Annotated in this window: 9 protein-coding genes; 5 read left to right on the top strand and 4 right to left on the bottom strand. The window is 64.8% G+C overall.

What is annotated here, in order from left to right:
* Positions 1-852, bottom strand: coding sequence for a phosphodiesterase (locus tag PMI42_RS01565; protein WP_008129943.1), 852 nt, complete (start codon positions 850-852; stop codon positions 1-3).
* A 318-nt stretch (positions 853-1,170) separates the two neighbouring features.
* Here PMI42_RS01565 and PMI42_RS01560 point away from each other — a divergent pair, with 318 nt between their 5' ends.
* Entirely contained in the window at positions 1,171-1,854 is a 684-nt protein-coding gene (locus tag PMI42_RS01560; protein WP_008129941.1) for a hypothetical protein, read from the top strand.
* A 52-nt stretch (positions 1,855-1,906) separates the two neighbouring features.
* Here the strand turns inward: PMI42_RS01560 and PMI42_RS01555 are convergent, their stop codons facing one another.
* Positions 1,907-3,379, bottom strand: a complete 1,473-nt coding sequence (locus PMI42_RS01555; protein WP_008129940.1) for a protein adenylyltransferase SelO — start codon at positions 3,377-3,379, stop codon at positions 1,907-1,909.
* Between the two features lie 194 nt (positions 3,380-3,573).
* Here PMI42_RS01555 and aspS point away from each other — a divergent pair, with 194 nt between their 5' ends.
* Positions 3,574-5,346 carry an aspartate--tRNA ligase gene (aspS, locus tag PMI42_RS01550; RefSeq protein WP_008129938.1) on the top strand — a complete coding sequence of 591 codons (1,773 nt, stop codon included), beginning with the start codon at positions 3,574-3,576 and terminating at the stop codon, positions 5,344-5,346.
* Between the two features lie 143 nt (positions 5,347-5,489).
* On the opposite strand, the gene PMI42_RS01545 is transcribed toward aspS, so the two are convergent.
* Complete coding sequence (locus PMI42_RS01545) at positions 5,490-7,466, bottom strand: aq_1923 C-terminal domain (RefSeq protein ID WP_008129937.1); 1,977 nt, start codon at positions 7,464-7,466, stop codon at positions 5,490-5,492.
* A gap of 246 nt (positions 7,467-7,712) precedes the next feature.
* Between PMI42_RS01545 and PMI42_RS01540 the strand changes: the two genes are divergently transcribed.
* The 3 genes from PMI42_RS01540 (at position 7,713) to PMI42_RS01530 (ending at position 12,294) form a co-directional block, all read left to right on the top strand.
* A complete protein-coding gene (locus PMI42_RS01540; RefSeq protein WP_008129935.1) occupies positions 7,713-10,022 on the top strand; it encodes an NADP-dependent malic enzyme in 2,310 nt (769 codons plus the stop codon).
* Between the two features lie 196 nt (positions 10,023-10,218).
* Positions 10,219-10,671 carry a DoxX family protein gene (locus PMI42_RS01535; protein ID WP_008129933.1) on the top strand — a complete coding sequence of 151 codons (453 nt, stop codon included), beginning with the start codon at positions 10,219-10,221 and terminating at the stop codon, positions 10,669-10,671.
* A 168-nt stretch (positions 10,672-10,839) separates the two neighbouring features.
* Complete coding sequence (locus PMI42_RS01530; protein WP_008129931.1) at positions 10,840-12,294, top strand: outer membrane protein; 1,455 nt, start codon at positions 10,840-10,842, stop codon at positions 12,292-12,294.
* 35 nt (positions 12,295-12,329) lie between these two features.
* Here PMI42_RS01530 and PMI42_RS01525 read toward each other — a convergent pair whose 3' ends face one another.
* Positions 12,330-13,448: a helix-turn-helix domain-containing protein gene (locus PMI42_RS01525; protein WP_008129929.1), complete on the bottom strand. Its 1,119-nt coding sequence runs from the start codon at positions 13,446-13,448 to the stop codon at positions 12,330-12,332.
* Between the last annotated feature and the right edge of the window lie 172 nt (positions 13,449-13,620).

Genomic DNA, 13,620 nt, shown 5'->3' with positions numbered 1-13,620 from the left:
TCATCGCGCCGGGAAGTTGAGCGCATAGTTGCGGCCGTCCACTCCGGCCGGTGGCTCGAAGGGGAAGCGCAGACTGGTGTCGAGGAAGTCGTGGCTGTGCACGACGAGGTTCTGGTCGTCGATCAGCACCACGCCATAGGCTGGCGGCTCGTGGCTGGCGAGATGATCGGTTGCGGTGGCGTCAAGCTCGAACCAGACCTGGTGGTTGGTGCCGCGCAGCGTCGAGAACGGGATCTTGCCGTAGCTGCCGAAGATCGGCCGGTGCACGTGGCCGAAGAAGAGATGGCGGATGCGCGAGCGATAGGGCGCGATGACCTCAGCGAATTCGGCGCTCTGCTTCAACGCGATCTCGTCCATCGCGTGCACGCCGACCGGGAAGGGTGGATGGTGCATGAAGACGACGAACGGCGTGTCGGCCGGCGCTGCGGCCAGCGTGCTCGCGAGCCAGCCGAGGCGCCTGGCGCACATCTCGCCGGCGTGGCTGGTCTCGTCCAGCGTGTCCAGGAACACGAACAGGCCGTGCTCGGTGGTGCGGGTGCCCTGCACGAAGCCGTTGGGATCGCGCGGGGCGGCCTTCAGGCCGTCGAGGCAGGCCACGCGCTTGTCGTGATTGCCGACCATGGCGATGTAAGGGATTTTCAGCGCAGCCATCGCCTCGGCGAAATTGGCGTAGGATTCAGCCTCGCCCCAATGGGTGAGGTCGCCGGTCACGACCGCGAAGGTGGCATCGGATTGATGCTTGTTGATGTCGGCGATCGCCGCATCCAGCCGGGCGCGCGGATCGAGGCCATAGAGCTTCAGCCCGGGGTTCGCGAGATGCGTGTCGGTGATGTGGATGAACTTGAAGGGCATGGGCGCTTGTCAGGATCGTTGGAGGATGGGCGCCCCCGGCAAGACGGCGCTGACAGGCCGTTAGAGCGCGAGTGTTTCAGTTTGATGACAGCAGTTCCCGTGTCCACAGCGGCGGTCGGTCGGATGAGGGAGCGAAGCGAAACCATCGGCCTTGGCGGCTACAATGGTGGTTTTTCGGCCCCGGATTCTGAACCCCGCTGCAGTGGTGTCTTGCTACAGCAGGCCGGCGGTTCAGTGGGATTTTCGTTGTTCGCCGCTTAGTTGTATAATCCCCGCCTTACGAAATCTGATTTCAATCACGGATATTCGGGAGGAAATATGAACTCTCAGACAATTCGCATTGAGGCAACGCAGGGTACTGCCGACTGGATCAACAGCTCTTACCAAGCCTATTGTCGCGCGATGGCAGAACGGAAATCTCCAATTCTGCCGTGCCCGGATGAACTCAAACCGGTCTGCCGTGACGACGGCGACGACCGGCTTTGGGTGATCTCTCCTGTGAACCCGTCATACGGTCACATCATTGATTGGGAGACGATGATTGGATTGGAGGGGTATGAGAGACGCGTCGTCTCCTGGCTTTTGCTGTTTTGGATCCCCACGTTCGTTCTCCTCCCCTTTTTTGCCATCCGTGAAATTTGGATCTTCGTGCTGGCCTTCTGCGGCACAGTTGGCATCGGCTTCGTGGCGCTCTGGTTTGCATTGAGTCCAAAGCGGAGGGTGTTAGCGTCTCTAACGAAAGTTGAATTTCCAATCGAGTTGACAGAGGCAATCAAGCGGACATCGCGCCGTAAGCGCGTTTTCTCAATTGCAGGCCAACTCGTTGGGGCCGCAGGCGGAATGGCCGCGGGCTCTGCGGTTCGTTGGGGCGGCGGCGGCGATAGTGCGGCGAAGGTTGCTGAGGAGCTATCGAAGAAGGTTCTCGAACTTGGCGGCGAGGCAACGGCCGAGAAACTCGTTCATCATCATGATCCATCGCGTTCTCAGGGCGAACCAACGTAGCGGCAGAAGTGAGGCGTGTCCGTAGAGAGTGTCGGTGTCTTCGGACCAGGCCTCACGTCCCGCAGAACGTCTGCAACACCCGCTGGTCCGGGAGCGGCGGATCGGCATAGGCGGCGTAGTCCGGCTGGTCCTCGAACGGCTTTTGCAGCACCTTCACGAATTCCTCGAACGGCGTGAAGTCGTCGGCGAGCGCGGCCTGGATCACGGCCTCGACGCGGTGGTTGCGCGGGATGAAGAGCGGGTTGACGGCGTGCATCGCGGCTTGCCGCTCGGCCGCGCTCTGCGGCTCGAGTGCCGTGCGCTCGCGCCAGCGCTTGGCCCACTCATCGAAGGCGCCGGGATCCATGAACTGGGCGCGCGCGTCGTCCGCATCCGGATCACCTGCGGCATCGGCCAGCTTGCGGAAGGTGAGGGTGAAGTCGGCCTGGTTCTTCGCCATGGCATCGAGCAGGTCCTGGATCAGCGCGTCGTCGCCGTCGCGCTCCGTGAACAGGCCGACCTTCTTGCGCAGGCCGGCCTGATAGGCGACGCTGAACGTCTCGGAGAAGGCGCCGAGAATGTCCTGGGCCTCTGCGATGGCCTTCTCCTGCTCCTCGTCGAACAGCGGCAGAAGGCATTCGGCGAGCCGGGTCAGATTCCACAGCGCGATGCGCGGCTGGTTGGCATAGGCGTAACGGCCCATCTCGTCGATCGACGAGAACACCTGCGAAGGGTTGTAGGCATCCATGAAGGCGCAGGGGCCGTAGTCGATGGTCTCGCCGGATATGGAGCTGTTGTCGGTGTTCATCACGCCGTGGATGAAGCCGACCAGCAGCCAGCGGGCGATGAGGTTTGCCTGGCGCGCGACGACGCCCGCAAGCAGGGCGTGGTACGGCCGCTCGGCGTCGATCAGTTCGGGATAATGGCGCGCGATGACATGGTCGGCGAGCCGGCGGATCGCCTCGGTGTCGCGGCGCACGGCGAAGAACTGGAAGGTGCCGACACGGATGTGGCTGGAAGCGACGCGCGTCAGCACCGCGCCGGGCAGCACGGTCTCGCGCATGACGTGCTCGCCGGTGACGACCGCGGCGAGCGAGCGCGTGGTCGGGATGCCCAATGCAAACATCGCTTCGCTGACAATGTATTCGCGCAGCACCGGGCCGAGCGCGGCGCGGCCGTCGCCGCGGCGGGAGAACGGGGTGGGCCCGCTTCCCTTGAGCTGGATGTCGCGGCGGGCACCGTCCTGGTCGATGACTTCGCCGAGCAGGATGGCGCGGCCGTCGCCGAGCTGGGGCACGAAATTGCCGAACTGATGGCCGGCATAGGCCATGGCGATGGGATCGGCCCCCGCGGGAACCGTCTTGCCGGCCAGGATCTCGGCTCCTTCAGGGGTCTCCAGCAAATCAGGGTCGAGCCCGAGCTGGACCGCCAGCGGCCGGTTCAGCTTGATCAGCCGGGGCGCGGCAACTGGGGTGGGCGCCACCCGGGCAAAGAAGCTGTCGGGCAGGGCCGAATAGGAGTTCTGGAACGGGAAATGGACGGTCATGGAGGTAAAGATAGGCGGGGAACGCCCGATGGCAAAGGCTTGAGGCCCGATCGGCCAAAAATGGCCAGTCCGAGCCCAAAACAGGCCGTTCCCTTGGTTGCCGCCCCCGGCCTCGTCGGGTAAACCCTGCGCAACTTCGGACCGGCCGTTACCGGCCGTCCGATTCGATCCTCAGACATCATTTTGGGACGACCATGCATCGCTATCGGTCACATACATGCGGCGCGCTCCGCGAGAGCAACATCGGCGAGACCATCCGCCTCTCGGGCTGGGTCCATCGCGTGCGCGACCATGGCGGCGTGCTGTTCATCGATTTGCGCGACCATTACGGCCTGACCCAGTGCGTGGTCGATCCGGACTCGCCGGCGTTTTCGCTGGCCGAAAAGCTGCGCTCGGAATTCGTGGTCAAGATGGACGGCAAGGTCCGCCGCCGCCCCGAAGGCACCGACAACGACGATCTGCCGACCGGCAAGATCGAGATCTATGTCAGCGAGATCGAGGTGCTCGGCCCGGCCGGCGACCTGCCGCTGCCGGTGTTCGGCGACCAGGAATACCCTGAGGACATCCGCCTGAAGTACCGCTTCCTCGATCTGCGCCGCGAAAAGCTGCACCAGAACATCATGACCCGCGTCGAGATCATCAAGTCGATGCGCCGGCGCATGGAGGGGCAGGGCTTCTTCGAGTTCAACACGCCGATCCTGACCGCGTCCTCGCCGGAAGGCGCGCGCGACTTCCTGGTGCCGTCGCGCATCCATCCCGGCAAGTTCTACGCGCTGCCGCAGGCGCCGCAGCAGTACAAGCAGCTGCTGATGATGTCGGGCTTCGACCGCTACTTCCAGATCGCGCCCTGTTTCCGTGACGAGGACCCGCGCGCCGACCGCCTGCCCGGCGAGTTCTATCAGCTCGACGTCGAGATGAGCTTTGTGACGCAGGAAGACGTCTTCGCGGCCATGGAGCCGGTGATCACGGGCGTCTTTGAAGAGTTCGCCAAGGGCAAGCCGGTGAGCAAGAACTGGCGCCGCATTCCGTTCGCCGAGGCGCTGCGGAAGTACGGCAGCGACAAGCCTGATCTGCGCAACCCCATCGAGATGCAGGACGTCTCCGAGCATTTCCGCGGCTCCGGCTTCAAGGTCTTTGCGCGCATGCTAGAGGATCCCAAGAACCAGGTCTGGGCGATCCCGGCGCCGGGCGGCGGCAGCCGCGCATTCTGCGATCGCATGAACTCGTGGGCGCAGGGCGAGGGCCAGCCCGGCCTCGGCTACATCATGTGGCGCGAGGGCGGCGAGGGCGCTGGTCCCCTTGCGAACAACATCGGGCCGGAGCGCACCGCCGCGATCCGCGCGCAGATCGGCACCAAGGAAGGCGATGCCGCCTTCTTCGTTGCCGGCGATCCCGACAAGTTCTGGAAGTTTTCAGGTTTGGCCCGCAACAAGGTCGGCGAGGAATTGAACCTCACCGACAAGGAGCGGTTCGAGCTCGCCTGGATCGTCGATTTCCCGATGTACGAGTACAACGAGGACGACAAGAAGGTCGACTTCTCGCACAACCCGTTCTCGATGCCGCAGGGCGGCCTCGACGCACTGAAGGGCCAGGACCCGCTGACCATCAAGGCGTTCCAGTACGACATCACCTGCAACGGCTACGAGATCGCCTCGGGCGGCATCCGCAACCACGTGCCGGAAGCGATGGTGAAGGCGTTCGAGATCGCCGGCTACGGCGAGCAGGAAGTGGTCGACCGCTTCGGCGGCATGTACCGCGCCTTCCAGTACGGCGCCCCGCCGCATGGCGGCATGGCGGCGGGCGTCGACCGCATCGTGATGCTGCTCTGCGGCACCACCAATCTGCGCGAGATCTCGCTATTCCCGATGAATCAGCAGGCCATGGATTTGCTGATGGGCGCGCCGTCGGAAGCCACGACAAAACAGCTGCGCGAGCTGCATGTGCGGGTGAACCTGCCGCAGAAGTGAGTGCGTGCCGTGGAAGCAGCGCACTCCTGTAGGGTGGGCAAAGGCGCGTAGCGCCGTGCCCACCATCTCTCTCTAATCGCGACAAGGGTGGGCAGGCTTCGCTTTGCCCACCCTACATGTGTGCCGCGTCCGGGACACGAGACCTACAACCCCGTCGACGCCTCGATCCTGAATTGCGCCAGCGCGCTCTGCGGGTCGATCGGGATGAGCTGCATCAATTGCATAAGCGGCACCTTGGCGCGGGGCATGAGCTTGATGACGAGCGTCTGGCCCGGTGTCTCGACAAAGCTTGCGATCGCATCCACGGCCGCGCCTGCCTCCGGATTGGCGGCCACGATCTGTGCGCGCTGAGCCCTGACGCTGTCGACGAGGGTCTGGCGCGCGGCGTCGCGGCTGACATTTCGCCCCCGTGCATTCTGCGCCACCACGGAATCGACGCCGCCATTGTCGCGCAGCGAGAGCTCGAGCGCGACCGCCTCGATCCGCGCTGCCTGGCCCATGAGCTGGGCGGGATCGGCTGAAAACACCTCGCGCGGGACGTTGCCGAGCGCAACGCGCAATTGCGCTTTTGCGATCCCTCCGATGTCGAGGGTTGCCGGCATCAGAGCGAAGCTGCTGGATGCCTCGGTCCACGCCGCCCCGAGATCGAGGTCGATCGCGAGCCTGTCGATCCCGGCGGCGATCAATGGAAGCTGCTTCGGGTCGGACGCATCGGTCGGCGTGGCAAATTTGGCAACCACATGCGCCTTGCTCGGGATCGAGCCGACCAGCTGCCCCCAATCCAGGCTCAGCGTGTCGATCGTGACCAGCTTCCTGGTGTTCTTGTAGGGCGCCGCCACGCCCTTGATCTCCGCACCTGCGAGCACGCCGAACAGCCCGAGCATCTGATCCGGCGCGGGTGCCCGCCCGGGCGTGACGAGGCTTGCTGCCCAGCGCATCAGGCTCGTGACGCTGAAGGATTTCAGCGCGAAGCGCTCCATCTTGAGCTGACCTTGCGGCGACGGCAGGTCGACGCCTTCGATGGCGAAATCGCCGTCCTTGTACCTGACAAGATTGATGCTGCCGGTCCCTTGCGGCGTCCCGATCGACATCTTGCCGATCTCGATCTTGCCGACGCTGAGGCCTTCATAGAAGCCGGCAAGCTTCTCCATCATGTCGCGCGCCTGGGCCGGCGTGGGCGGCGCCGACGGATCCTGGGGCAGCATGGCAAGCATCTCGGTCATTCGGAACTTCGACGGCTGCACCCCGATATCGTCGATGGAGAGGCCGTCGATCTGGAGACGAACGTCCCCTGACGTCACCGTGTAGGGTCCCGTGGAAACCTGCCTGTAGATCTGACGGATGCTGTCGTCCTTTGCCTTTTCCGGATCGAGCGTGGCGAGCATGCCGCCCGCATCGAAGCCGCTCATGGTCAGGTTCGACAGCTCGCCGGCGAACTGGCCGGACTTGCCCGGTTGCGCCGTTTTGAACGTGAAGGTGAGGCGGTCCGCCTTGCTCGCCTCGATCTTGCCGTGCCTGAGGTTCTTCATGGCAAGGCCCGAATAGAGGAGCTCGCCGCCTTCGGGTTTGACGGGATCTGCCTTTGTGACGACGGTTACGGCAATCGTCGGCACCTCGATGGAGGACGCCGACAGGCTGCTGAACTGCTCGATGCCAAATCGATAGAGATCGGTGATCGCGTTCGATGCCGGCAACGCCCGGGCCCTGATCGCGCCGGTGTAGTCCCGTATCGTGGCCTGCGCGATCTTGTAGCTGGCTTTCATCTGCGACGGACCGACGGCGCTGTCGATTGCAAACTCGATGCCCGAGACCTCGATGGTATCGGCAGAGAATTGCCCTTCGTCCGCCTGGCGCACACCCGTCGCCTTGACGTTGGCGATCCTGGCCTGCATCTGCGACTGCTGGCTGGGATCGACGGCGATATCCTCGATCGTCAGGGTGCGGCTCGGCAGATCGAACCCGATCTTGCCATGACTCGCCTTGCCGCCACTGGCGCGGACCTGCTCGAACGACGCCTCGATCTCGGCTGTGACGCGGTGCTGGACGTAGAGATTGAAGCCGAACCACCCGCCCGCGGCGAGCACGATGACTGCGATCAGGCCGATCAGGACACGCTTCATTCCCAGCTCCAGTTGCTCATTTTGCACTGCGCAACCTGGCATATTCGCGAAACGCCGCGCGGTCCAGGGAAAGCTAGCGCTATCAGATATTTGACCGCGTGCCCTGTTGATGGGGGCGCAATCGGATGTTGCCACCGGGGCGCCCGGCGTGCTTCATCCCGTTTCCATGACCCGGAAATACCGTCCGCTGGGGCGGGCGCTCCGGATGAGGCAGTTTGAGGCCGGTAACGCGAGGCAAGAGACCGCATGGCGTCCTATTCCGATGATCTCCACCAGGCGGCACTGGCCTATCACCGTCTGCCGCGCCCCGGAAAGCTCGAGATCCAGGCGAGCAAGCCGCTTGCCAACCAGCGCGATCTCGCACTTGCCTATTCTCCGGGCGTCGCCGCTGCTTGCATGGAAATCGCCAAGAACCCGGCCGAGGCCGCCACGCTGACCACGCGCGCCAATCTGGTCGCGGTGGTCTCCAACGGCACGGCGGTGCTCGGCCTCGGCAATATCGGCCCGCTGGCCTCCAAGCCGGTGATGGAGGGCAAGGCCGTCCTGTTCAAGAAATTCGCCGGCATCGACGTGTTCGACATCGAGATCGCCGCCGACACCATCGATCGCGTGGTCGAGACCGTGGCGGCGCTCGAGCCGACCTTCGGCGGCATCAATCTGGAAGACATCCGCGGACCTGAGTGTTTCGAGATCGAGGCGCGCTTGAAGGAGCGCATGAAGATCCCGGTCTTCCATGACGACCAGCACGGCACCGCCATCATCGTCGCCGCCGCCATCACCAATGGCCTCAGGCTGAACGGCAAGAAGCTGTCGGACGTCAAGATCGTGGCGTCGGGAGCGGGGGCCGCGGCCATCGCGACGCTCAATCTGCTGGTGTCGATGGGCGCCCAGCGCAAGAACATCTGGGTCTGCGACATCGACGGCCTCGTGCACGAAGGCCGCAACACCTCGATGGACCGCTGGAAGGCGATCTATGCGCAGAAGACCGACAAGCGTACGCTCGGCGACGTCATCGGCGGCGCCGACATCTTCATCGGCCTGTCGGCACCGGGGGTGCTCAAGCCCGAGATGGCCAAGGCCATGGGCGAGAAGCCGCTGATCATGGCGCTCGCCAACCCGACCCCGGAGATCATGCCGGAGGAGGCGCGCAAAGTGCGCCCCGACGCCATGATCTGCACCGGCCGCTCGGACTATCCGAACCAGGTCAACAACGTCCTGTGCTTCCCCTTCATCTTCCGCGGCGCGCTCGATGTCGGTGCCAGCGCCATCAACGAGGAGATGAAACACGCCGCGGTCGAGGCCATCGCGCAGCTCGCGCGCGAGGCGCCGTCGGATGCGGTCGCGCAGGGCTTTGATACCGGCGAGACGCAGGGCTTTGGCCCGGGCTCGCTGATCCCGAGCCCCTTTGATCCCCGCCTGATCCTGCGCATCGCGCCGGCGGTGGCGAAAGCGGCGATGGAATCGGGCGTGGCGACGCGCCCCATCACCAATTTCGACGAATACACCGCGCTGCTCGAGCGCTTCGCCTTCCGCTCCGGCCTCGTCATGAAGCCGATGTTCGCCAAGGCCAAGACCCAGCCGGTGCGCGTGATCTACGCCGAAGGCGAGGACGAGCGCGTGCTGCGCGCCACGCAGGTGGTGCTGGAGGAGAAGCTGGCGACGCCGATCCTGGTCGGCCGTCCCTCCGTGGTGGAGGCGCGCATCAAGCGCTTCGGCCTGTCGATCAAGGCGGGCAAGGATTTCGACCTCGTCAATCCCGAGGACGATCCGCGTTACCGCTCCTACGTGCAGTCCTATGTCGAGGTCGCGGGCCGCCGCGGCGTGACGCCGGATGCGGCGCGCACGGTGGTGCGCACCAACAACACGGTCATCGCGGCGCTCGCCGTGACGCGCGGGGAGGCGGATGCGATGCTCTGCGGCGTCGAGGGCCGCTACATGAGCCATCTGCGTCATGTCCGCGAGATCGTCGGCTTCGCGCCCGGCGTCAGCGACTATGCCGCGCTGGCACTGCTGATCACCAGCAAGGGCGCCTTCTTCATCGCAGACACGCAGGTGCGCCCCAATCCGAGCGCGGAAGAGCTTGCCGAGATCGCCTCGCTCGCCGCGGTCCACGTCCAGCGCTTCAACATCAAGCCGAAGATCGCCTTCGTCTCGCACTCCGATTTCGGCAGCTACGACACCGAGTCCTCGCGCAAAATGCGCCGGGCGACCCAGCTGCTGAAGGACAGGCATCCGGAGATCGAGGCCGACGGCGAGATGCAGGGCGACACGGCGCTGTCCGCCGCCGCGCGAAAAATGGTGCTGCCGCATTCCAAGCTGGAGGGCGAGGCCAACATCATGATCATGCCGACGCTCGACACCGCCAACGTTGCCTATCAGATGATCAAGTCGTTGGCGGATGCGCTCCCCGTCGGCCCGATCCTGATCGGCCCGGCGCGTCCGGCACATATCCTCACGCCGTCGGTGACCGCGCGCGGCATCCTCAACATGACCGCGGTCGCGGTGGTGGAAGCGCAGGAGCGGGCAGCGCGGCAGCAGCCGACGTTGTTCACGTAAGGGGCGAACTCTAGCTGCGCGAGAGGTGCAATCCCTTTTCCCCTGGCGGGAGAAGGTGCACCGCCCGTGCCGCCAACTTTTGAATTCCTCGCAGTTCGCCATTTCCCCGTTTGTAAACCGGCGCACGACTCATCATAATCGCGCGGTACTCTCGTCAAGACGCCGATTTCAAAAAGCCTGAGCCAAGAGGCCGATCATGCCAGCGTTCGTGACTTTCGGGCGAATCCTGTTCGCCGTGCTGTTCATCTACACGGGCGCAACGAAGCTGTTTGCCATCCAGGCCACCGCCGATTTCATCGCCACCAAGGTCGTGGTGCCTGACGTCATCGCGCCCTATGCCAAGCAGATCGAGACGCTGACGGCCATGACCACGCCGCAACTGCTGGCGATCGCCGTCGGCGGGCTCGAGATCGTCGCCGGCCTGATGATCGCGCTGAATTTCGGCGCGCGCTTCTTTGCGATGCTGATGATCTTCTACATCGCAGTCTCGACGGTCCTGTTCTCCGATTTCTGGAATCAGGCGGCGCCTGACAACGCCAGGATGGTGGTCGATGCGCTGAAGAATCTCTCGATCATCGGCGCGCTGTTCATGATCATGGGCTACGGCCGTGCCACGCGCTCGGCCGAGACGGCCTACGGGGACGTGTAGCCGGCACGCCTCCACAACGGGTTTGCGTGTCGCTCGCGTGAACCCTCATTCACACATCATGGCTTTGAGATCACAGCGGTTCCACAAAATCGTGGCCGCTGTGGAGCATGCGCGTTTCCTGACTTGTCGAACTCTGTTGGAACCGAATACTAGCGATCGGCTGGTTGCATGGGCGCAGCCGGCGCGAGGCGTTGGGGGCGGGACTTGGTTCATTCGAGGCGACAGGCGGTTGCGCGTGCGGCCGCGGTTTTTGGTGTTGCGTTCATTCCGGCTTTTGCAGGAACGCAGGCCTCTGCGGCCGACCTTCCCCTGAAAGCGCGGCCGATCGCAGCGCCCGTGGCGAACTGGACCCAGTTCTATGTCGGCGGCGGCCTCGGCTTCGACTTCGCGACGGGCCGGTCGAGGTTGACGCCGGCGGGGGGCGGCGCTGACTTGTTCAATCTCGACGGCTTGCAGGGCGCCGACCTCGGCCTGTCGGCCTTCGCCGGCTTCGACGTTCAGGTTGCACCGCGTGTCGTGGTCGGTGGCTTCGTCGATTACGACTGGTCGCGCCAGCGGACGACGGTCAGTGCGTCGAGCCCGTTCTTCTTCGGCCAGAGCCTGAGTGCCACGCTGCCGTCGCTGGATCAGGGTTGGACCATCGGCGGCCGGGCCGGGTTTCTGGTGACGCCGGACGTCCTGCTCTACGGCCTTGCCGGCTACAGCGAGATGCGGATCAACAACTGGAATCTGAACTACGCGATCTTCGGTGGTCCCTCGTTCACGGTGCAGGAACCGGCGCTGACATCACATGGCTACACGGTCGGTGCCGGGGCGGAATATCGCCTCGCCAACAACGTATCATTGCGTGGTGAGTACCGTTATGTCGCGCTTGGTCAGCACACCACGGTCGATCCGCTCGGCGCGGTCTGGACCACTGACCTGTCCCAGCATGTGGTCAGGATCGGTGCGGCCTATCGCTTCGGCCAGTTCGGCGGACCGGCGACGGCTTCGGCGGCGCCGATGCTGAATCCAACGTGGACAGGGGTCTATGTGGGCGCAGGCGTCGGCGGCGACGTCATCACGCCTCATGTCGCGGGCTCGTTTGCCGGCGTGCTGGATCTCAATGCGTCCGGTCTCGGTGGCGCCGATGTCGGCGGCACCTTCACCATCGGCTACGATCGCCAGGTCGCGCCGAAATGGGTCATCGGTGCATTCGGACTGATCGATGCCGGGACCAACGGCGGCGCCAAGGTCAAGACATCCGGCGCCGGTGTCGAGATCTCGTCGGATCTGGCCGCTGTGAAGTGGGGCTGGACCGTCGGCGGACGCGTCGGTTATCTCGTGGCGCCGGAGACGCTCGTCTATCTGCTCGGCGGCTACAGCGGAACGACCGCGCAGTCGATCTCGTATAATTTCCTCGGAGTCCCCGGCACGGCTCCGACGCGGGAATATCACGGCGCGACCTTCGGCGGCGGCTTCGAGCGCTTCTTCACCGACAGCATTTCCGCGCGCGCCGAATATCGCGTCACCCATCTCGGGGCGAGAGACGATCTGGCGTCGGATTTCATGACCAGCCTGAGTGCCGGCGGCACGGTGCACACGCTGCGCGGCGTGCTGGCCTACCACCTTCCGGCGCCGTAGCGCAGATCATCTGCGCGCTGCGGATGTCCGCGGATTCAATCCGCAGCGCCCGGCGGCGCGATCTCCCGCATCCACCGGGAAATCGTCGCGCTGTTCGCTTCGTCGTTGCCGCGCTGCACTCCAAGCAATGCGGCCTCGCGCGCGGCGCGCGGTGTGATGCCATAGGCTGCCTTGAAGGAGCGCGTGAAATGCGCGTCGGTGCCGAGCCGCCAGCGTCGCGCGACCTCGCTGATCCTCAAGTTGCGGGCATCGGAACTGGCGAGATCGAAGAAGGCGCGGTGCAGCCGGCGGCTGCGGATGTAATCGGCGATGCCGCCGACCGGCGCGAACAGCCGGTACAGCGAGGCCCGTGACAGGCCAAAACGGGCCGCGACCGAACTGGCCGACAGATCGTCGCTGCCAAGGCTCGCCTCGATATGCTGGCGAATGCGCATCAGGGACGGGCCCGCGGTGACCGGCTGGTCCGCGTCGGCCTCCTCGCGTTCGAGCTCGTTGCGCAAGCAGGCAGCGAGGAGCGAGACCGTGCCCTCGACCACCGACTGGCATTCGTCGAGCGTCATGCGCGGCGCGAACTGGAAGAGAGCGCCGAGGTGCCCGGCGAGGAGCCTTGCGATCACGCCGCTCGCGGGCAGAACGAGGCCGTGCAAATCCTCGACCCGCAACAGATGCGTTCCGAACATCGGGCGCGGGACGACCAGCGTGATATTCTCGAAGGCGGTCGCTCTGGTCTCCAGTGTCTGGGCAAGGTCGAACAGGCAGATGTCGCCGGCACGCACACGGACTGGTCGGGCGCCGGCAACGCCGTCAAATGCGCCCGCTACGTAGATCTGGAGGATGATGTGGTCCACGCCGCTGCGCGCAATCGTCTCGGGGGTACGGCGGAAGCGCTGGCCGCTGGCCCGGCTCAGCCCGATCAGCACCGGCCCCATGGCATAGGAGCTGATGTCGGCGCGGAAGGGGCCCGGTTCGTCGGCGGCAAGCTCGTCGACGTCGAACAGCGTTGCGACCGCTTCCCGCCACGCCGCGACGTTTGCATCTGCCTCCATCTGATCGGCCGTGAAGCCGAAGGCCGGCAGCAGGGATGAAACCGGGGCGGCATCACCCGTCAGTCCGGAGGCGTCCTCCGGACGTGTGGTCGTGCCGTCGTCGCTCATGATGGTCTTGGTCGGGTCTCGATCGTCATAGAGGGCCGGTGAGGCCGGCTCCGGGGTATAGGGCGATCTTCGGCAGAGGGAAAGCGTATCATTTGTATACGAATGCTGCCGGTATCGTGGGGTGCTCAGCGTCCGAGCCGTGTGCCCGTCACGCCCCGAAGCTCCTGGGCTC

The sequence above is a fragment of the Bradyrhizobium sp. YR681 genome (assembly GCF_000282615.1).
Taxonomy (GTDB): Bacteria; Pseudomonadota; Alphaproteobacteria; order Rhizobiales; family Xanthobacteraceae; genus Bradyrhizobium.
Note: the sequence above shows the minus strand (reverse complement) of the source record. Positions and strands in the feature narration are given on the sequence as shown.

Coding starts and splice junctions, on each gene's coding strand:
- PMI42_RS01565 (WP_008129943.1), bottom strand. CDS start 852: ATGCCCTTCAAGTTCATCCACATCACCGACACGCATCTCGCGAACCCC.
- PMI42_RS01560 (WP_008129941.1), top strand. CDS start 1,171: ATGAACTCTCAGACAATTCGCATTGAGGCAACGCAGGGTACTGCCGAC.
- PMI42_RS01555 (WP_008129940.1), bottom strand. CDS start 3,379: ATGACCGTCCATTTCCCGTTCCAGAACTCCTATTCGGCCCTGCCCGAC.
- aspS (WP_008129938.1), top strand. CDS start 3,574: ATGCATCGCTATCGGTCACATACATGCGGCGCGCTCCGCGAGAGCAAC.
- PMI42_RS01545 (WP_008129937.1), bottom strand. CDS start 7,466: ATGAAGCGTGTCCTGATCGGCCTGATCGCAGTCATCGTGCTCGCCGCG.
- PMI42_RS01540 (WP_008129935.1), top strand. CDS start 7,713: ATGGCGTCCTATTCCGATGATCTCCACCAGGCGGCACTGGCCTATCAC.
- PMI42_RS01535 (WP_008129933.1), top strand. CDS start 10,219: ATGCCAGCGTTCGTGACTTTCGGGCGAATCCTGTTCGCCGTGCTGTTC.
- PMI42_RS01530 (WP_008129931.1), top strand. CDS start 10,840: ATGGGCGCAGCCGGCGCGAGGCGTTGGGGGCGGGACTTGGTTCATTCG.
- PMI42_RS01525 (WP_008129929.1), bottom strand. CDS start 13,448: ATGAGCGACGACGGCACGACCACACGTCCGGAGGACGCCTCCGGACTG.